An 18,895-nucleotide genomic window follows, 5' to 3' on the forward strand; every position below is an offset into this window, starting at 1 on the left:
TGATCATTCCTGCTCGCGGCTCGAACGGCGCGCCGGATGGGCCGCATGAAACGCCGGATGTTCCTCGCAGGCCTTCTCGACGGCGAGGATGCGCGGAAAGCCGTCGAGCGGAACCTCGAAGCGGCGTGCGCTGTAGAGCTGCGGCATGAGGCAGACGTCGGCCAGGGTGACATCCTGGCCGCAACAATATGGGCCCGGCCTGATCGCTTCCTCGACCGCCTCCAACCCGCCGAGCTGCCACTTGCGTCGCCATGCGCCGATCTCGTCTTCGGTCGCATGGAAACGCTCTTTGAGATGAGCGACGACTCTGGGGGCGCCGAGCGGATGGATGTCGCAGGCGATCATAAGCGCGACGGAGCGAACCTGCGCGGCGACAACCGGGTCCTCTGGAACGAGCCTCGGCTCCGGGCGGATGGCGTCGAGATATTCGACGATGGCGAGCGATTGCGTCAGCACGGCTCCATCATCGAGCGCGAGCGCGGGCAAGAGGCCCTGATGATTGACGCGAAGAAAATCCGCGCGGACGTGTTCTCCATGCAGGAGGTCGACTTCTTTGCGCTGCGCCGCAATTCCTTTCAGCTCCAGGGCGATCCGCACCCGATAGGCGGCCGTCGAGCGATGGTAGTCGTAGAGAAGCATGAGAAAGCCACGCCTCCGAAACCAGAACATTGGTCGAACTCTGCGTTACTTAGAGTGTTTTCCGGCGGAGTGGATAGCGGTTCGCGTGAACGAAACGCACGACCGAACGAGGAGCCCCTTGGAGAGTTTCCGGTTTGATTTCCGAACCGGAAATTCTCCAAAGGGCTCGAAGTGGCGCCGGCGCGCGATATTTTTCAAGCGTGCGATTTTCGCCACGGCGGCGACGCCGGCAGGAGGAAATCGCGCCATAATGAGTTAGGGCGCATCTGCTGCGCTCCGGCTTGCCGTTTTTGCGGAGCGAAGTCCATGGCCAGCCTGCCGCGTGAAGCCCAGCCCGGCGTCGTCTCGGAAGAAAATCCGATGGGCACGGACGGCTTCGAATTCGTCGAATTCGCGCATTCATCTCCGACCGAGCTCGGGGCGCTGTTCGAGCTGATGGGCTTTGCGCCGGTCGCCCGGCATCGCGGCAAAAAGGCTACTCTCTACCGCCAGGGCGACGTCAATTTCGTGCTCAACGCCGAACCCGACAGCTTTGCCGCGCAATTCGCGCGGATTCACGGGCCTTCCGCCTGTGCAATGGGGTTTCGCGTCGCCGACGCCGCCGAAGCCTATGCGAAGGCGCTCGCGAAAGGCGCGAGGCCGGCGCCGACCCGCATAGGCCCGATGGAGCTCAACATACCGGCGATCGAAGGCGTCGGCGGAACGCAAATCTATCTCGTCGACCGCTACGGCGACAAAGGCTCGATCTGGGACGTCGACTTTCGCTGGACCGGCGAGACCGATCCGGCCCCGCCCGGGGTTGGCCTCGTCAACATCGACCACCTCACCCACAATGTGCATCGCGGCCATATGGATCATTTGGCCGACTGGTATCAGTGGATCTTCAATTTCCGCCAGATCCGCTATTTCGACATCGAAGGCAAATATACCGGCCTGCATTCGCGCGCGATGGTCAGCCCCTGCGGAAAGATACGCATTCCGATCAACGAGAGCGCGGACGAAAAAAGCCAGATCGAAGAGTTCCTGCAGACCTATAAGGGCGAAGGAATCCAGCATATCGCCTGCGCCTGCGTCGACATATATGAGACGGTTTCGCGCCTGCGCGGCGCCGGGTTCGAGTTCATGCCGAGTCCGCCCGTTTCCTACTATGAGAGAATCGACCAGCGCTTGCCGGGCCACGGCGAGGCGGTCGACAGATTGCGCGAACTCGGCATATTGATCGACGGCGGCGGAGCCTCCGGCGCCCAGCCGAGTCATCTGCTGCTGCAGATATTCTCCAAGGCGATGCTGGGACCGATCTTCTTCGAGTTCATCCAGCGCAAAGGCGACGAAGGCTTCGGCGAGGGCAATTTCCGCGCCCTGTTCGAATCGATCGAAGAGGATCAGCTCAACCGCGGCGTGCTTCAGCAGGCTTCGGAATGACGCGCCCTGAGCCCGTTCTGCGCTATATGCCCGGCTTCGGCAATGAATGCGAGACCGAAGCTCTCCCGGGCGCGCTTCCACAAGGACAGAACTCGCCGCAGAACTGCCCCTACGGCCTTTATGCTGAACAAGTCAGCGGCACGAGCTTCACCGCGCCGCGCCGCCAGAACAAAAGATCATGGCTGTATCGCATCCGCCCGTCGGTTCTGCATGCGAGGCGATTCCAGCGGGCGGAGGCGCCGCTGTGGCGCTCGGGCGGGAGCGACAGCGACAGCGTTGCGAGCGCGGGCCAGTTTCGCTGGGGAGCGATCCCCTTTCCGGAGCAAAAGCTCAATTTTATAGAGGGCGTGAGAACGATCGCGACCGCCGGAGAGGTCGATTCGCGACGCGGCCTGTCCGTCCATGCGCTTCTCGTCACCCGGTCGATGACCGATCAGTATTTTTACGATGCGGACGGCGAGCTTCTGGTCGTCCCGCAGCAGGGCGGACTGGATTTCTTCACCGAGTTCGGCAGGATCGTGGTCGAACCCGGCGAGATCTGCGTGTTGCCGCGCGGCGTGAAATTCAAGGCGTTGCTCAGGGACGGCCCCATGCGCGGCTTTATCTGCGAGAATTACGGCGCGCCGTTCTCGTTGCCGAACCTCGGGCCGATCGGAGCGAATTGTCTCGCCAGCCCGCTCGATTTCAAAACGCCCGTCGCCGTCTTCGAGGACATCGAGAAACCTTGCTGCATGTTCGTCAAATGGGGCGGAGATTTTTTTGCCTGCGACATTGCGCGCTCTCCGCTCGACGTCGTGGCGTGGCGCGGCAATTACGCTCCATATAAATACGACCTGCGCCGCTTCTGCCCGATCGGCGCGGCGTTGTTCGACCATCCCGACCCTTCGATCTTCACCGTTTTGACTTCCCCTTCGGAAATCGAAGGAACCGCCAACGTGGATTTTGCGATCTTTTCGGATCGCTGGCTGGTCGCGGAACACACCTTCCGGCCGCCATGGTACCACGTGAATGCGATGAGCGAATTCATGGGGCTGATTTATGGCCGCTATGACGCCAAGCCACAGGGGTTCGGCCCGGGCGGCATGTCGCTCCACAACGCCATGATTCCCCATGGCCCCGACGCCGCGGCGTTCGAGATCGCCTCCCGAACCGAGTTGAAGCCCGAGAGGCTGAGCGACACTCTGGCTTTCATGTTCGAAAGCCGGTTTCCGCAGCGGCTGACGAAATATGCGGCCGAACTCGACACGCTGGAGAAGGATTATTCCGATTGCTGGTCAGAGCTGCCGAAGCGCTTTACCGGCGCAGCGTGAGAGGCGATCATGAAGCTGGCGTCGCTCAAGGAAGGACGTGACGGGCGACTCGTCGTCGTCTCGAAGGATCTCTCGCGCGCGGTGGACGCTGCGGAAATCGCCGCCACGATGCAGGCGGCGCTCGATCGCTGGGAAGACGCCGCTCCCCGGCTCGAACGACTCGCCGAAGCGCTGGAAAACGGAGCGGTCGAGAGTTTCGCTTTCAGGCCCGAAGATTGCGCCGCGCCTTTGCCGCGGGCCTATCAATGGCTCGACGGCTCGGCCTATGTGAATCATGTCGAACTTGTGCGAAAGGCCCGCGGCGCCACGATGCCCGAGTCGTTCTGGAGCGATCCGCTGATGTATCAGGGCGGATCGGACAGCTTTCTGGGTCCGTGCGATCCCATTCTTCTCGCCGACGAGAGTTGGGGTCTCGATCTCGAAGCCGAGGTCGCCGTCGTGACGGACGACGTTGCGCAGGGCGTCGATCCCAGGGACGCGGGAGACCGCATCAGGCTGGCGATGCTGGTGAACGACGTCACTTTGCGCGCGCTGGTTCAGAACGAGCTCGCGAAGGGCTTCGGCTTCATGCAATCCAAGCCCTCTTCCTCTTTCTCGCCGGTCGCGGTCACGCTCGGCGAGCTCGGCGAGCGATGGAAAGAGACGAAGCTGCATCTTCCGCTATTGTCTTATGTGAACGGCGAATTGCTCGGGCGCCCCGATGCGGGCGTCGATATGGCGTTCGATTTCGCGCGGCTGATCGCACATGCGGCGCGCACGCGGTCGCTTTCGGCGGGAACGATAATCGGTTCGGGCACGGTTTCGAACCGCGCTCCGGACTGCTCGCCCGGTAGGCCGGTTTCCGAGGGAGGGATCGGCTATTCCTGTCTCGCCGAGCGGAATGCGGTGGAGAAGCTTCTCCATGGCGCAGTCCGCAGCGGGTTTTTAAAGTTTGGAGACAGGATTCGCGTAGAGATGCGCGACGACGACGGCCGCTCCATCTTCGGCGCGATAGAACAGACCGTCGCGCCAGCTCCCGAAACCTGCCATGAAAATCAGCCCGCATGCGTGCAACGCGCCCGGAAATAATGGAGATCGCCTTTCGATATAATTTTGTCCTCCGGCGCCGTTTCGTGGGCCTCCAAATCCCCAGCGAACTGCAGCTCGTCATAGAGCGGGCCGAAATCACGGGCGCATTGCTCCAGCAGCCGTTCGAAACTTTCGACGACGAAATAGCTCTGCTGATAATCGCTGATGATATATTTGGTTCGCATCACGCGGAAGAGATCGAAACGAATCCGGTTCGGCGAAGCGTCTTCGAGGCAAAACAGCGTCTCACCCGGGGAAGACATGAGTCCGGCGCCGAAAATGCGCAGACCCTGCGGCGTCTGCATCAGGCCGAATTCCACCGTGTACCAGTAGAGCCTTGCGAGATTATGCAATTGTCCCCTGCCGAGAGCGCGCCGTCCGGCTTCGCCATAGGCTTGCAGGAAGCTGGCGTAGGCGGGATTGGCCAGCAGGGGCGTGTGGCCGAACACGTCATGAAAAATATCCGGCTCTTGCAGATAGTAGAATTCCTTCTCCGGACGGATGAAGGCGCCGGCAGGGAAACGCCTGTTGGCGAGGTGCTCGAAGAAGGCGTCGTCGGGAATGAGTCCCGCGACGGGAGCGATGCGCCAGCCGGTGAGCGAGGCCAGTTTTTCGCTCAAGGCTTCGAAGTCGGGTATGCGTTGCGCATCGAGGCCGAGCTTCGCCATGGCTTCGAGATATTCGTCGCAGGCGCGGCCCGGCAGAAGATCAGCCTGACGTGCGTAAAGACGGCGCCAGCGGTCATGCTCGTCGCCAGAATAGGACGGCCAATTCTGCGCGATGGTCCAGTCCTCGTTTCGAGGGGCCTTCGCGTAACGGTTCTTGAGCGTCCCCGTTGCGGCCATTTATCCCTCCCATGAGGAGAGCGCCAAGCATTATAAATGGCGAGACCGCGATTAAATGCCATATGCGCAACGTCGCTTTCTCCTCTCGAGCTCCACAGCGCGCGTGTTGCAATCAAGGCCTCGCTTGAAAGCTCGCGCGCCCGCTAAATATATGGGTGGGGCTTCCGGCGCAGGTCAGGTCGTCATGCGGCATTGGACACCGGTTCTGGATTTCGACCTCGGCGAGACCGCGGCGATGCTGCGTAATCAGGTCGAGCAATTCGCAGCCAAGGAGATCGCGCCGCGCGCCGCCGAGATCGACGCGACCAACGCGTTCCCCGCCGATCTTTGGCCCAAGATGGGCAGGCTCGGCTTGCTCGGCGTCACTGTGCCGGAACAATATGGCGGCGCGGCCCTGGGCTATCTCGATCACGTCGTCGCGATGGAGGAAATCAGCCGCGCGTCGGCTTCGGTGGGGCTTTCCTTCGGCGCCCATTCCAATCTTTGCGTCAACCAGATCAACCGCAACGGTTCGGACGAACAGAAGTTGCGCTATCTGCCCAAGCTGGTTGCGGGCGAGCATATCGGCGGACTGGCGATGTCGGAGCCGGGAGCGGGATCCGATGTCATAGGCATGCAGATGCGGGCCGAGCGACGCGGCGACCGCTATGTGCTCAACGGCGACAAGATGTGGGTCACCAACGGTCCCGACGCGCATGTCCTGGTGGTCTACGCCAAGACCGATCCCGGCGCGGGATCCCATGGCATCACCGCCTTCATCGTCGAAAGCGGGTTTCCCGGCTTCCATGCCACGGCCAAACTCGACAAGCTCGGCATGCGCGGCTCCAACACCTGCGAAATCCTGTTCGAAGATTGCGAAGTCCCGGCGGAGAATGTGCTGGGGCGGCCCGAACAGGGCGTCAATGTCCTCATGAGCGGCCTCGATTTCGAGCGCGCCGTGCTCGCGGGCGGGCCGATTGGCATCATGCGCGCCTGCATGGATGTGGTTTTGCCCTATGTGCACGACCGCAAGCAGTTCGGGCGGCCGATCGGCGAGTTCGAGATCATGCAGGGCAAGCTCGCGGATATGTACACCGCGATGAGCGCCACGCGGTCCTATGTCTATGCCGTCGCCAGGGCCTGCGACAGCGGCCGCGCGTCGCGCAAGGACGCGGCCGGCGCCATTCTTTTCGCGGCCGAAAGAGCGACCGCCATCGCTCTCGACGCGATCCAATGCCTCGGCGGCAACGGCTATATGAACGAATATCCCACGGGACGCCTGCTGCGCGACGCCAAGCTTTACGAAATCGGGGCGGGAACCAGCGAAATCCGCCGCATGCTCATTGGACGGGAATTATACGCGGAAAGCGCATGAAATTGCGCTCGTGAAACTTCTCGCGCGGAGAGCGCAGGCCCTTCGCGCGTCGGGCGATAGGCGAACGAGATGCCCGTCATCGAAACCCTGATCGACGCGCGTTCCGCGGAGTTTCGAGAGAACCGCGCAGCCATGGCGGCAAAGGTCGAAGAGCTGCGCAAGCTTGTCGAGCGTCTCAAGAGCGGCGGCGGGGAAAAGGCGCAGGAACGCCAGCGCGCGCGCGGAAAAATGGCGGCGCGAGACCGCATCGACGCGCTGATCGATCCGCTGTCTCCCTTTCTCGAAATCGGGCAGCTCGCAGCCTTCGGCATGTATGAACAGGACATCGCCTGCGCCGGGGTCATCGCTGGAATCGGCAGCGTCTGCGGGCGCGAGTGCATGATCGTCGCCAATGACGCTTCCGTGAAGGGCGGCGTCTATTTTCCCATGACGGTGAAGAAGCATCTGCGCGCTCAGGAAATTGCGATGCAGAATCGTCTCCCCTGCATTTATCTGGTCGATTCCGGCGGCGCCAATCTGCCGACGCAGGACGAGGTCTTCCCCGACCGCGATCATTTCGGGCGGATCTTTTACAATCAGGCGGCGATGTCGGCCGCGGGAATCGCCCAGATCGCCGTGGTTCTGGGCTCCTGCACCGCCGGCGGCGCCTATGTTCCGGCCATGAGCGATCAAACCGTGATCCTGCGTGGGCAGGGCGCGATTTTTCTCGGCGGTCCGCCGCTCGTGGCCGCAGCGACCGGAGAGATCGTCAGCGCCGAAGAGCTCGGCGGCGCGGATCTCCATTGCCGGCGCTCCGGGGTCGCGGACCATTGCGCGGAAAGCGAAGCCCATGCGCTCACGCTGGCGCGCTCGATCGTCGCCGATCTCGAGCCGCGAAAGCCCTCTTTTATCGCGTCGAGAACTCCTGCCACGCCCCGCTACGACACGAACGAATTGCTCGGGATCATTCCTGCCGACTCCCGGAAACAATTCGACATCAGGGAAATCATCGCGCGCCTCGCGGACGGGAGCGAATTCGACGAATTCAAGCCGCTCTATGGCGCAACCTTAGTGACCGGCTTTGCGCATATATGCGGCTATCTTATCGGCGTCATCGGCAACAATGGCGTGCTTTTTCCCGAAAGTGCGCTGAAGGGCGCGCATTTCATCGAGCTCTGCGCCAAACGGCGTCTTCCCATCCTGTTTCTGCAGAACACCACCGGCTTCATGGTGGGCGCCAAATATGAGGCGGCGGGCGTCGCCAAGGAGGGCGCCAAAATGGTAACGGCCGTGGCTACGGCGGCGACGCCCAAACTCACCGTGGTTGTCGGCGGAAGCTTCGGCGCGGGCAATTACGCCATGTGCGGGCGCGCCTATTCGCCCCGCTTTCTGTGGATGTGGCCCAACGCCCGCATCAGCGTGATGGGAGGAGAGCAGGCGGCGAGCGTGCTTTCCCGCATAAGGCGCGACGCCCGAGCCGCCCGCGGCGAAAGCCCCGAGGATGACGAAGAGTTCAAAGCTTCGGTCCGGGCTCGATATGAACGCCAGGGCCACCCTTTTTACTCCAGCGCGCGGCTCTGGGACGACGGCGTGATTTCCCCGGTTGAGACGCGCAGGGTGATCGGCCTCTGCCTCGCCGCAAGCGCAAATGCGCCCCTTGAAGAAACCCGTTTCGGATTGTTCCGCATGTGAGGGCCGGAAAATGAATCTGCTGAAAACGATCGACGAACGCGGCGCCCTGACCCTTACGCTGAACCGCCCCGATCGGCACAACGCCTTCAATGGCGAGCTTGTCGCGGCGCTCATCGAGACGCTCGACGCCGCCGAACGGGACGAGAGGATCAGGCTCGTGATCCTGCGCGGCGCGGGCAGGAGCTTTTGCGCCGGCGCCGACATCGATTGGCTGCAGCGCATGGCCGCTTCTTCCTTTGAGGAAAATCTCGCCGACGCCGCCGAGCTTGCGAAGCTGATGCAGCAGCTCGACCGGCTTTCCAAGCCCACCATGGCCTTCATCCATGGCGCGGCCTATGGCGGCGGCGTGGGGCTCGTCTCTTGCTGCGATATCGCCGTCGCGACGGAGCGCGCGAGTTTCCGCCTCAGCGAAGCAAGGCTGGGGCTGATCCCTTCGGTGATTGCGCCTTATGTCATCAGGGCGATCGGTCAGCGCGCCTTCCGGCGGTATGCGCTGACGGCGGAGAGAATCGCGCCGCAGGCGGCTTGCGGGCTCGGCCTTGTTCACGAAGCAATTGGCGAAACCGAGGCGCCGGCCCTGCTCGATATGATCGTCGACGCGCTGCTCCGCGGCGCTCCGGGGGCTGAGAGCGAAGCCAAGCAGCTGGGATTCCTTTGCGAAGGCCGCGCGATCGACGAGGGCCTCGCCTTCGAGACCGCAAAGCGAATAGCAAAACGCCGTGCGACGCCCGAGGGCCGAGAGGGGCTCGCGGCCTTTCTCGAAAAGCGCCCGCCTCGCTGGGCGCCGGGCGGGAGCATGGCCGTTGTTTAGAAAGCTGCTGATCGCCAATCGCGGCGAAATCGCCTGCCGCGTGATCAGGACCGCTAGACGGCTGGGGATTTCGACCGTCGCGATATATTCGCAGGCGGACAGCGCCGCAATGCATGTCGGCCTCGCCGACGAGGCATTCCCCATCGGCCCGGCGCCTGCGCGGGAAAGCTATCTCGCCATCGGCAAAATCATCGGCGTTGCGCGAGCCTGCGGCGCCGAAGCCGTGCACCCCGGCTATGGCTTTCTGTCCGAGAACCCCGAATTCGCCGAAAGCTGCGCCGCTGCGGGACTGGTTTTTATCGGGCCTCCCGCTGCGGCCATGCGGATCATGGGCGTCAAGACGTCGGCTAAGGCGCTGATGGAGCGCCTCGGCGCGCCGGTCGCGCCTGGCTATCACGGCGACGCATTCGACCTTCAAACCCTTACGCGGGAAGCGGAGCGCATCGGATTTCCGCTGCTGATAAAGGCCGCCGGCGGCGGCGGGGGGCGAGGCATGCGCCTCGTCGGCAGGCTGGATGAAATGCCCGAAGCGGTCGCCTCGGCGCGGCGCGAAGCGCTCGCGGCCTTCGGTGACGAGCGCCTGCTTCTGGAAAAGCGGCTCGAACATCCCCGTCATATCGAAGTTCAGATTTTTTCGGACGCTTGCGGCGCCTGCGTCGCCTTTCCCGAGCGCGATTGTTCGGTTCAGAGAAGGCGCCAGAAGATCATCGAAGAGACCCCTGCGCCGGGACTTTCACGGCAAATGCGTCGCGACTTGCGCGGCGCCGCCGTCTCCGCTGCGAAGGCGGTTGGCTATGTCGGCGCGGGAACTGTCGAGTTTCTGGTCGAGGACGAGGCTTATTTTTTTCTGGAAATGAATACGCGGCTGCAGGTCGAGCATCCGATCACCGAGATGATCTCGGGCTGCGATCTCGTCGAATGGCAGTTGCGCGTCGCGGACGGAGAGCGACTGCCCGTCGCCCAGGAAGAGCTGGAATTTAGCGGCTGCGCGATCGAAGCCCGCCTCTGTGCGGAGGACGCTTCATCCGACTTCATGCCGTCCGTCGGTGAGATCGTTCATTTCCGGGCGCCGCCCGAGCAGGCCGGGTTCCGGCTCGATGCAGGCGTCAGGCCCGGCGACCGCATCACGCATCACTATGATTCGCTTTTGGCCAAGGCCATCGCCTGGGGCGAGGGCAGATCGGAGGCGATAGCGAGATTGCGCCATGCGCTCGGAGCCTTTGAAGTCGCGGGAGTCGAAACCAATCTCGACCTCTTGCGGGCCGTCCTCGACAGCGAGGACTTTCGCAGGGGCGGAACCGATATAAATTTCCTCGAGCGTCGGCTGGAGAGTCTTTTGCGCCGGACGCCTCTGTCGGCGAACGACGAGACTTTTCTGTTCGCCGCGGCGGTCGTCTCATGGATCGGGAATTTGCGCGACAGCAGCCGGGCCGCCGCCTCGAGCTATGGCGATCCTTCGTCGCCATGGTTCTCGGGCGACGGCTGGCGTCTCAACGCAAGCGCTTCCAGCGTCGTCGCGTTCGAATTGGGACAGCGGCGGCTGAGCGGCCGGATCAGCATCGCTGCGGAAGAATTCGAACTCGACGCCGGGAATGATGTTGCGACGGTCGCTCATCGCTTTGACGGCGACAGATTGCGTCTGCGCGTGAGTGGGATCGAGCGTGAACTCGGCCTCGTCCGGCGCGGCGCGCAAATCATCGTCTTTCTGGAAGGGAGGGCTCATACGTTCAATTGCAGGGATGAAGGTTCCGCTTCGGCGTCCGGAAAGGAGCCGCCGCCGGAACTCTATGCGCCGATCCCTGCGCGGGTCGCGCGCGTTCTCGTCTCTGCAGGGGAAAAAGTGACGAAAGGCGAAACGCTGCTGATCCTCGAAGCCATGAAAATGGAGATCGCCATGAAAGCGCCAAGAGACGGACAAATCGCAAGCGTTTTTTGCAGCGAGGGTGATTTGCTGTCCGAAGGCGAAAGGCTGGTTGAGCTCTCAGGAGATCAAGCGTCGTGACACTGCCCAAGCGAGTTCGGATTGTCGAGGTAGGTCCGCGAGACGGGCTTCAGGACGAGGCGAAGATTCTTTCCGCTGAAATCAAGGCCGAGTTCATCGAAATGCTCGCCGGGGCCGGTCTCGTCTCGATCGAGGCGGGAAGCTTCGTGCCCCAAAAATCCGTTCCACAGATGGCGTCGACGGAAGAAGTTCTCCAGCGGCTCGAGGCTCACGGCGATTTGAGACTGTCTGTCCTCATCCCAAATCTTCATGGGCTTATCGCGGCGCAAAGCGCCGGCGCAAAAGAAATCTCGATTTTCGCATCCGCCTCGGAAACCTTCTCTCAGCGCAACATCAACTGCTCGATCAGCGACAGTCTCTCGCGATACGCAAAAGTCGCCGAGGAAGCCGGGCGGTCCGGCTTACGCTTGCGCGGTTACGTCTCCTGCGCTCTGGGGTGTCCATATGAGGGCGCGGTTTCTCCTCGCCATGTCGTATGGCTGGCGGGCGAGCTTCGAGCCATCGGCTGCGAGGAGATTTCCGTGGCCGACACCATCGGCGTCGGAACGCCGCTGGTCGCGCGCAGGCTGATCGAAGAGGTGGCGGGGGAAATCGGCATGGAGCGCGTGGCGATCCATTTTCACGACGCCTATGGCCAGGCTCTCGTCAATGTGTTCGCCTGTCTCGAAGCAGGCGTTGCGACCGTAGACGCTTCCGTGGCCGGCCTCGGCGGGTGCCCTTTCGCTCCCGGAGCGGGCGGCAATCTCGCCACCGAGGATCTCGTTTATATGCTCGACGGCATGGAAGTGGAGACAGGCGTCGATCTGGGCCGCCTCCTTGATGCGGCTTCCTATATCTGCGCACGCCTCGACCGCATGCCCGCGAGTTCCGTAGCGCGAGCCATGGCTACGAGGCAGAAGGCCTGACGCGCTTCGAACGCGCAAGAGAGGCTTGCCTCGGCGCGGCCGCGCGACAAATCTCGTAGATGGCTTCTCCTTTCGGATTGAGCGCGGAACAGGCGGCGATGCGCGACATGGCCTCGAGCTTCGCGCGCGAGGAAATCGCCCCTCATGCGCTGGAGTGGGACCGGGAGAAACACTTCCCGATCGAGACGCTGCGCGCGGCGGCGTCCCTCGGGATGGCGGCGATGAACGTCCGCGAGGATTTTGGCGGAACCGGCCTTTCGCGCCTCGACTCTGTAATTCTTTTCGAGGCCCTCGCGACCGGATGCCCGAGCATAGCCGCATATCTTTCGGTTCATAATATGTGCGCCTGGATGGTGGACGCCTATGGCTCCGATTCCCACCGTCGATCATGGCTGCCGGCGCTCGCCTCGATGAAAGTCCTGTCCAGCTATTGCCTGTCCGAGCCCGGAAGCGGATCCGACGCGGCCGCGCTTCGCACCAGAGCGGAAAGACGCGGCGAAGTTTTTATTGTGAACGGAGAAAAGCAGTTCATTTCCGGCGCCGGCGCTGGAGGAAAGGAGCATCTTTACATCGTCATGGTGCGAACCGGGGACGGAGCGCATGCAGGCGTCTCGGCGATCCTCGTCGACGGCGCGGCGCAAGGTCTGCGACTCGGCGCGCTCGAGCGCAAGATGGGCTGGAACGCCCAGCCGACTCGCGCGGTGTGCTTCGAAAACTGCCGGGTGCCGGTCGAAAATCTGCTCGGGCGGGAAGGCCAGGGCTTTGGAATTGCGATGGCGGCGCTGGACGGCGGGAGGCTCAATATCGGCGCCTGCTCTCTCGGCGGCGGACGGTCCGCGTTGGATAAAACGCTGCGCTATCTCGACGAACGCAGAGCTTTCGGTCGTAAATTGAACAGTTTTCAGGCGCTGCAATTTCGTATCGCCGACATGGCCACCGATCTCGAGGCGGCGCGTGCGCTGCTGTGGCGCGCGGCGAGCGCCCTCGACGCGCGCGCCGCAGAGGCGAGGACGCTATGCGCCATGGCGAAGCGGGTCGCCACCGACGCCGGCTTTTCTGCCGCCAACGAGGCGCTGCAACTGCACGGCGGCTACGGCTATCTCTGCGATTACGGAATCGAAAAGATCGTGCGCGATCTCCGCGTGCACCAGATTCTCGAAGGCGCCAATGAAATCATGCGGATCATCATAGCGCGCGAAACCATGGGCCTGTCACGCAAGAAAGAAACCGGCGTCGCTCTGCGCGAGGCGGGCGAATGAACGAGGAGCAGCTTGTCGTTTCGCGCGCCGGCCGGCTGGGATCGATCCGCCTCAATCGCCCCAAAGCGCTCAACAGTATCAACCTCGACATGGTGCGGCGCTTTTCCGCAGCGCTCGACGACTTCGTCTTCGATGAAGACATCTGCGCCATTTTCGTTGCAGGCGAAGGCGAGCGCGGCCTATGCGCGGGAGGCGACATTCGCAGGCTCTATGAACTCGGCCCCGGGGAGCGCCATTCCTTCGCTTCCTTCTGGAAGGAGGAATATGAGCTGAACGCGCGCATCGCTTCCTGTCCCAAGCCCTATATCGTCGTGATGGACGGCCTCGTGATGGGCGGCGGCGTCGGAATATCCGCCCATGGCCGATACAGGATCGCGACCGAGCGCAGCCATATCGCCATGCCCGAGACCGGCATCGGCTTCATACCGGACGTCGGCGCCTCGTGGCTGCTCGGTCGCGCCGGCGCGCTCGGCCTTTACATGGCGCTTTCGGGCGCGGCGGCCAACGCAGGCGACGCCATTCGCGTCGGCCTCGCCGACGTCATGGTCGAAACGCGCAGGCTCCCCGGCCTCGCCCGGCGGCTCGAAGCGATCGAGGACGAAAACGAGATCGGCGGCCTCCTTGCGGAAGCCGCGATGAAGCCTGAGCGCGGCGCGCTCGAATTGCACGAGGCCTCGATCGAAGCCGCGACGGCGCAGAAAAGCGTAGAGGACATCATCGCGGCTTTCGGCGCAGACGCCTCGCCGTTTGCGCGGCAAGCCGTCGCTGAATTCGCCCGAAAGCCCCCAACCAGCCTGCGCCTTACTCACGGGCTGATCGGGCGTGGGGCGCGGGCAGCTTCTCTGGAGGCGTGTCTTCTCGATGAATTTCGCGTCGCCTGTCGTCTGCTCGACTCGCACGACCTTTTCGAAGGGATACGCGCCGCGATCATAGACAAGGACCATAAGCCTCTCTGGCGGCCGGCTTCGCTGGCGGAGGTTCCTTGGGAGGCGGTCGCGCCGATGTTCGAGCCTTCATCGCTCGAAGAACCGGCGTTCAAGCACTGGCCGGCGCAACGCCGATCATAGTCCGATCTAAAGGGGCGCACCGTTAAATCAAGGAGAAGCTCTGGTGGTCGAATCCTTTCCCGTCGTCATTCTCGGTGCCGTTCGCACCCCGATCGGAGCCTTCCTCGGCCAATTCAAATCGACGCCGGCGCCGCGGTTGGGAGCCGCTGCGATCGGAGGCGTGATCGAGCGAAGCAAGGTTCCGCCCGAATCGATCGACGAAGTTCTGATGGGATGCGTGCTCTCTGCCGGTCTCGGCCAGGCTCCGGCGCGGCAGGCGGCCCTCGGCGCCGGAGTGCCGGACGCGACCGGCTGCGTGACCGTCAACAAGATGTGCGGATCCGGCATGAAGGCCGTCATGCTCGCTCATGACGCGCTTCGCGCCGGAAGCGCGAGGATAACAATAGCAGGCGGCATGGAGAGCATGAGCAACGCGCCCTATCTACTGGGTGGCGCAAGGGCGGGCTACCGCATGGGTCACGGCGCGATAACCGATCATATGTTCTGCGACGGCCTGGAGGACGCCTATGAGAAGGGGCGCTTGATGGGCTCCATCGCGGAGGACTGCGCCAGCGCCTATCAGATCACCCGACAGAAACAGGACAATTACGCCTCGGCGTCGCAGGCGCGAGCGCTGAGCGCGATGAGAGACGGTTCGTTCAGCAAGGAGATCGCCCCCGTTTCCGAGTGTGGAACCGAGATAACGCTGGATGAGAGTCTGTTGCGCAGGCGAACCGCCGAGCTCTCGGAGCTGAAGCCGATCTTCAAGCCGGACGGCTCCATAACAGCCGCAAGCTCCAGCTCGATTTCGGACGGAGCCGCCGCGCTTGCGCTCGCCGACGCCGGCGAAGCGGAGCGGCTTCATCTCGAGCCTCTCGCCGCCATGGTCGCTCATGCTACCCATGCCGGCCCGCCGGGACGGTTTCCCGTCGCCCCTGTCGAGGCGATAAGAAAGCTGATGCAGAAGGCCGGCTGGCAGATCAAGGACGTCGATCTGTTCGAGATAAACGAAGCTTTCGCCGTCGTGCCGCTGGTCGCTATGCAGGATCTCGCCATCCCTCACGACAAGGTCAATGTCCATGGCGGGGCCTGCGCGCTCGGCCATCCCATCGGGGCGTCCGGCGCCAGGATCATGGCGACGCTGATCGCAGCGCTGAGCAAATATGATCTGAAAAGAGGAATCGCGGCTCTCTGCATCGGAGGAGGCGAAGCGACGGCGGTGGCGGTCGAGCGCATGACGTGACGCGCAGCGTCTTGCAAGCGTGCGGCGCGGCGCGGCGTCGCCGCGGGAAGGTCGCGGGAGGCTAATATTTCATGCGAGAGGCAGTGACTTCGCCTGCTGTCGCGCTACCTCCAGTTTCAGATGCAGCGCGGTCGCCGCCTCTGTCGGTGGAGTCTATGAGCGTTGGTTTTCGGATCGATTACCTGCAGCTTCTCTCTCCTTCGGGCGAGCTGCGCGAAGCGGCGGAAGAAGCCGGCTGGAACGCCGATGTTCTGCGGTCGCTATACCAGGCGATGACGAGAACGAGAGTCTTCGACGCAAAGGCTGTCGCATTGCAGCGCACCGGGCAGCTCGGAACATTCGCCTCCGCGCTGGGGCAGGAAGCGATCGGAGTCGGAACGGCTTACGCCATGCATCCGGACGACCTTCTCGTTCCATCCTATCGCGATCATGCCGCACAACTGCTTCGCGGCGTCACAATGGCGGAGATTCTTCTCTATTGGGGCGGCGACGAGCGCGGCAGCGACTTCAAAAACGCCCGACGGGATTTTCCCAATTGCGTGCCGGTCGCAACCCAGGTCGCTCATGCGGTGGGAGCGGCTTACGCTTTCCGGCTTCGCAAAGAGAAACGCGCCGTGGTCTGTTTCATCGGCGACGGCGGAACCGGCAATGGCGCTTTCTACGAAGCCCTCAATATGGCCGGCGTCTGGAAGGCTCCGGTCGTCATCGTCATCAACAACAACGGATGGGCCATTTCAACGCCGCGCGCGCGCGAATGCGCGGCCGAGACTCTTGCGCAAAAGGCCTTCGGCGCCGGCGTGGAGGGAAGACAGATCGACGGCAACGATGTTCTCTCGGTCTATAAAGCGGCGCAGCAGGCTTTGGAGAAGGCGAGAGAGGGCGACGGCCCGACCCTGATCGAAGCCGTCAGCTATCGTCTCGGAGATCACACCACTGCCGACGACGCCACGCGCTACCGCAGTCCGGACGAAGTGAAGGAAGCCTGGACCAGGGAGCCGATCGGACGTTTGCGCGCTTTCCTCGCAGGCAAGAGGCTTTGGGACAAGGAAAAAGAAGACGCCTTGCAAAGACGATGCGCGAGAGAGGTGGAGGAGGCCGTCGCGACCTATGCCTCGACGCCGCCGAGAGGCTGCGAAGCGATGTTCGACTATCTGTTTCATAGTCTCCCCGCGTCGATGAAGGATCAGCTCGAGGAAGCCCGACGTTTCGATCCCGTGCGGAGAAACGGGCATGGCTGAACTGACCCTGGTCGAAGCGGTCAACAGAGCGTTGACTCACGAGATGGAGCGCGACGAGGATGTGATCGTTCTCGGCGAGGACGTCGGCGTCAATGGCGGCGTGTTTCGCGCCACCAATGGCCTGCTGTCGCGTTTTGGCGGCGATCGGGTGCTCGACACGCCGCTCGCCGAAGGCGCCATCGCAGGAGCGGCTGTCGGCATGGCCGCCATGGGTCTGAAGCCCGTCGCGGAAATTCAGTTCTCCGGATTCATCTATCCCACGATCGATCAGATCGTGAACCACGCCTCGCGCCTGCGCAATCGCACCTGCGGAAGGCTGACTTGCCCGCTGGTGCTGCGCTCACCCTGCGGCGCCGGAATACACGCGCCCGAACACCACTCGGAAAGCCCGGAGGCGATGTTCGCGCATATTCCGGGCGTGCGCGTCGTGATTCCCTCCTCTCCGGCGCGGGCCTATGGCCTGCTGCTGGCCTCCATCCGCGATCCCGACCCGGTCGTCTTTCTCGAGCCGACGCGGCTCTACCGCCTGTTCCGCGAAGAATTTGCGGACGACGGCGAAGCGCTCCCGCTCGATACGTGTTTTGTCCTGCGAGAGGGGAAGGACGCAACGCTGGTTTCCTGGGGCGCTGCGACCCATGAGGCGACTGCGGCCGCCGATGCGCTCGCCAGGGAAGGAATCTACGCAGAACTCATCGACGTCGCGACTCTCAAGCCGCTCGACTTCGAGACCATCCTGCGCTCGGTCCAGAAGACCGGCCGCTGCGTCATCGTGCATGAGGCGCCGAAAACGGGAGGCTTCGGCGCGGAGATCGCCGCCCGCATTTGCGAACAGGCGATTTATTCCCTGCTCGCGCCGATTTCCCGCGTCGCGGGCTACGACGTGGTCGTGCCGCTCTCGCGGCTGGAGAAACAATTCATGCCGAGCGTCGAGCGCATCGCATCGGCGGTCAGGACCGTCATGGAGAACTCATGAAGATCTTCAGGCTCCCGGATCTCGGCGAAGGCTTGCAGGAAGCCGAGCTGGTCGAATGGCGGGTGGAGGCGGGGCAGACCGTCGCCGCGGACCAGCCGCTCGTCGCTGTCGAAACCGCAAAGGCGGTGGTCGAGATTCCTTCGCCGCAGGCGGGACGAATCGAGCGGCTCTTTGCAAATCCGGGCGACATCGTACATATCGACGCGCCTCTGGTGGGCTTTGAAAGCGCTTCGAGCGAAGAGAACGAAAGCGCTTCCGTCGTCGGCGCCGTCGCCGTAGGAGCCGCTGTCCTGCGCGAAACCGTTTCCGCTCCGAGCCACGGCGGCGGCGGCGGGGTGCGCGCCGCTCCCGCCGTTCGGGCGCTGGCGCATAAGCTCGGGGTCGAGTTGAACATCGTCACGCCTTCCGGCCCCGACGGGGTGATTACCGCCTTGGATGTGCAGCGTGTGGCCCGCATATTGAGCGAGGCCGAGCCGCTCGAGCCCTTGCGCGGCGTTCGGCGCGCCATGGCGCAAAATATGGCTCTGGCGCATGCGGAGGTCGTGGCGGCGACGGTAATGGACGACGCCGACATAGAGAATTGGCCGCAGGGAACCGACATCACTCTGCGCTTGATCCGCGCGCTTGTCGCGGGCTGCCGGGCGGAGCCCGCTCTCAACGCCTGGTACGAGAGCCAGTCTTTCGGACGGCGGGTGCTGCGCAGGATCGACCTCGGCGTGGCGACGGACTCGCCGGAAGGGCTCTTCGTTCCCGTCCTTCGGGATATCGGCGCGCGCTCGCCCGCCGATCTGCGCGAGGGGTTGAACCGCATGCGCGCCGACATGGCCGCGCGCTCCATCGCTCCGCATGAGCTGAGGGGCGCGACCATCACATTGTCCAACTTTGGAACCATCGCAGGCAGATACGCCGCTCCGGTGGTTCTCCCGCCCACCGTCGCCATACTCGGCGCCGGCCGCGTTCGGGCCGAGGTTGTGGCGTTCGGCGGCGCTCCCATGGTGCGCAGAACGCTACCGCTCAGCCTTACATTCGATCATCGCGTCGTGACCGGCGGCGAAGCCGCCAGGTTCCTGGCCGCAGCGATGGCCGATCTGTCCGGAACCGAGTAGTCC

Annotated in this window: 16 protein-coding genes; 14 read left to right on the top strand and 2 right to left on the bottom strand. The window is 63.3% G+C overall.

The genetic code is table 11. The annotated features are described in order from the left end of the window. Nucleotides 1-3 precede the first annotated feature (3 nt). Entirely contained in the window at nucleotides 4-639 is a 636-nt protein-coding gene (maiA, locus tag H2LOC_RS16920) for a maleylacetoacetate isomerase (protein ID WP_136497512.1), read from the bottom strand. A 306-nt stretch (nucleotides 640-945) separates the two neighbouring features. On the opposite strand from maiA, the gene hppD reads away from it, so the two are divergent. The 3 genes from hppD to H2LOC_RS16935 are packed head-to-tail and all read left to right on the top strand — an operon-like array spanning nucleotide 946 to nucleotide 4,439. After that, nucleotides 946-2,061, top strand: coding sequence for a 4-hydroxyphenylpyruvate dioxygenase (gene hppD, locus H2LOC_RS16925; RefSeq protein ID WP_136497511.1), 1,116 nt, complete (start codon nucleotides 946-948; stop codon nucleotides 2,059-2,061). Then, nucleotides 2,058-3,371: a homogentisate 1,2-dioxygenase gene (gene hmgA, locus H2LOC_RS16930; protein ID WP_136497510.1), complete on the top strand. Its 1,314-nt coding sequence runs from the start codon at nucleotides 2,058-2,060 to the stop codon at nucleotides 3,369-3,371. Before hppD ends, hmgA begins: the two co-directional genes overlap by 4 nt. Before the next feature lie 9 nt (nucleotides 3,372-3,380). Next, nucleotides 3,381-4,439, top strand: a complete 1,059-nt coding sequence (locus tag H2LOC_RS16935) for a fumarylacetoacetate hydrolase family protein (protein WP_136497509.1) — start codon at nucleotides 3,381-3,383, stop codon at nucleotides 4,437-4,439. Here H2LOC_RS16935 and phhA read toward each other — a convergent pair. Then, nucleotides 4,406-5,284, bottom strand: coding sequence for a phenylalanine 4-monooxygenase (gene phhA / locus H2LOC_RS16940; protein ID WP_136497508.1), 879 nt, complete (start codon nucleotides 5,282-5,284; stop codon nucleotides 4,406-4,408). The two genes, H2LOC_RS16935 and phhA, sit on opposite strands and share 34 nt — an antisense overlap. A 184-nt stretch (nucleotides 5,285-5,468) precedes the next feature. Between phhA and H2LOC_RS16945 the strand changes: the two genes are divergently transcribed. From H2LOC_RS16945 to H2LOC_RS16995, 11 genes are all read left to right on the top strand, one after another. Then, a complete protein-coding gene (locus H2LOC_RS16945; RefSeq protein ID WP_136497507.1) occupies nucleotides 5,469-6,638 on the top strand; it encodes an isovaleryl-CoA dehydrogenase in 1,170 nt (389 codons plus the stop codon). 69 nt (nucleotides 6,639-6,707) lie between these two features. Continuing rightward, on the top strand, nucleotides 6,708-8,309 hold the full coding sequence (locus H2LOC_RS16950; protein ID WP_136497506.1) for a carboxyl transferase domain-containing protein: 1,602 nt from the start codon (nucleotides 6,708-6,710) through the stop codon (nucleotides 8,307-8,309). A gap of 10 nt (nucleotides 8,310-8,319) precedes the next feature. Then, entirely contained in the window at nucleotides 8,320-9,120 is an 801-nt protein-coding gene (locus tag H2LOC_RS16955) for an enoyl-CoA hydratase-related protein (protein WP_136497505.1), read from the top strand. Continuing rightward, nucleotides 9,113-11,122 (top strand): acetyl/propionyl/methylcrotonyl-CoA carboxylase subunit alpha, encoded by a 2,010-nt coding sequence (locus H2LOC_RS16960; protein ID WP_136497504.1) that lies wholly within the window; start codon nucleotides 9,113-9,115, stop codon nucleotides 11,120-11,122. Before H2LOC_RS16955 ends, H2LOC_RS16960 begins: the two co-directional genes overlap by 8 nt. After that, nucleotides 11,119-12,027, top strand: coding sequence for a hydroxymethylglutaryl-CoA lyase (locus H2LOC_RS16965; RefSeq protein ID WP_136497503.1), 909 nt, complete (start codon nucleotides 11,119-11,121; stop codon nucleotides 12,025-12,027). Before H2LOC_RS16960 ends, H2LOC_RS16965 begins: the two co-directional genes overlap by 4 nt. Before the next feature lie 59 nt (nucleotides 12,028-12,086). Continuing rightward, nucleotides 12,087-13,286 carry an acyl-CoA dehydrogenase family protein gene (locus H2LOC_RS16970; protein ID WP_136497502.1) on the top strand — a complete coding sequence of 400 codons (1,200 nt, stop codon included), beginning with the start codon at nucleotides 12,087-12,089 and terminating at the stop codon, nucleotides 13,284-13,286. Next, on the top strand, nucleotides 13,283-14,353 hold the full coding sequence (locus tag H2LOC_RS16975) for an enoyl-CoA hydratase/isomerase family protein (protein WP_136497501.1): 1,071 nt from the start codon (nucleotides 13,283-13,285) through the stop codon (nucleotides 14,351-14,353). Before H2LOC_RS16970 ends, H2LOC_RS16975 begins: the two co-directional genes overlap by 4 nt. A gap of 43 nt (nucleotides 14,354-14,396) precedes the next feature. Further along, a complete protein-coding gene (locus tag H2LOC_RS16980) occupies nucleotides 14,397-15,575 on the top strand; it encodes an acetyl-CoA C-acyltransferase (protein WP_136497500.1) in 1,179 nt (392 codons plus the stop codon). Nucleotides 15,576-15,730: 155 nt separating this feature from the next. Further along, entirely contained in the window at nucleotides 15,731-16,813 is a 1,083-nt protein-coding gene (gene pdhA, locus H2LOC_RS16985) for a pyruvate dehydrogenase (acetyl-transferring) E1 component subunit alpha (RefSeq protein ID WP_202620486.1), read from the top strand. Beyond that, nucleotides 16,806-17,786, top strand: a complete 981-nt coding sequence (locus H2LOC_RS16990) for an alpha-ketoacid dehydrogenase subunit beta (protein WP_136497499.1) — start codon at nucleotides 16,806-16,808, stop codon at nucleotides 17,784-17,786. The genes pdhA and H2LOC_RS16990 overlap by 8 nt, the downstream gene beginning before the upstream one ends. After that, nucleotides 17,783-18,892 (top strand): dihydrolipoamide acetyltransferase family protein, encoded by a 1,110-nt coding sequence (locus H2LOC_RS16995; RefSeq protein ID WP_136497498.1) that lies wholly within the window; start codon nucleotides 17,783-17,785, stop codon nucleotides 18,890-18,892. The genes H2LOC_RS16990 and H2LOC_RS16995 overlap by 4 nt, the downstream gene beginning before the upstream one ends. The last annotated feature ends 3 nt before the right edge of the window (nucleotides 18,893-18,895 follow it).

Source organism: Methylocystis heyeri, assembly GCF_004802635.2.
Lineage (GTDB): Bacteria > Pseudomonadota > Alphaproteobacteria > Rhizobiales > Beijerinckiaceae > Methylocystis > Methylocystis heyeri.

What these genes read in the sequence shown, in the direction of transcription:
- maiA (WP_136497512.1), bottom strand. Translation starts at nt 639, where the DNA reads ATGCTTCTCTACGACTACCATCGCTCGACGGCCGCCTATCGGGTGCGG.
- hppD (WP_136497511.1), top strand. Translation starts at nt 946, where the DNA reads ATGGCCAGCCTGCCGCGTGAAGCCCAGCCCGGCGTCGTCTCGGAAGAA.
- hmgA (WP_136497510.1), top strand. Translation starts at nt 2,058, where the DNA reads ATGACGCGCCCTGAGCCCGTTCTGCGCTATATGCCCGGCTTCGGCAAT.
- H2LOC_RS16935 (WP_136497509.1), top strand. Translation starts at nt 3,381, where the DNA reads ATGAAGCTGGCGTCGCTCAAGGAAGGACGTGACGGGCGACTCGTCGTC.
- phhA (WP_136497508.1), bottom strand. Translation starts at nt 5,284, where the DNA reads ATGGCCGCAACGGGGACGCTCAAGAACCGTTACGCGAAGGCCCCTCGA.
- H2LOC_RS16945 (WP_136497507.1), top strand. Translation starts at nt 5,469, where the DNA reads ATGCGGCATTGGACACCGGTTCTGGATTTCGACCTCGGCGAGACCGCG.
- H2LOC_RS16950 (WP_136497506.1), top strand. Translation starts at nt 6,708, where the DNA reads ATGCCCGTCATCGAAACCCTGATCGACGCGCGTTCCGCGGAGTTTCGA.
- H2LOC_RS16955 (WP_136497505.1), top strand. Translation starts at nt 8,320, where the DNA reads ATGAATCTGCTGAAAACGATCGACGAACGCGGCGCCCTGACCCTTACG.
- H2LOC_RS16970 (WP_136497502.1), top strand. Translation starts at nt 12,087, where the DNA reads ATGGCTTCTCCTTTCGGATTGAGCGCGGAACAGGCGGCGATGCGCGAC.
- H2LOC_RS16975 (WP_136497501.1), top strand. Translation starts at nt 13,283, where the DNA reads ATGAACGAGGAGCAGCTTGTCGTTTCGCGCGCCGGCCGGCTGGGATCG.
- pdhA (WP_202620486.1), top strand. Translation starts at nt 15,731, where the DNA reads ATGAGCGTTGGTTTTCGGATCGATTACCTGCAGCTTCTCTCTCCTTCG.
- H2LOC_RS16990 (WP_136497499.1), top strand. Translation starts at nt 16,806, where the DNA reads ATGGCTGAACTGACCCTGGTCGAAGCGGTCAACAGAGCGTTGACTCAC.
- H2LOC_RS16995 (WP_136497498.1), top strand. Translation starts at nt 17,783, where the DNA reads ATGAAGATCTTCAGGCTCCCGGATCTCGGCGAAGGCTTGCAGGAAGCC.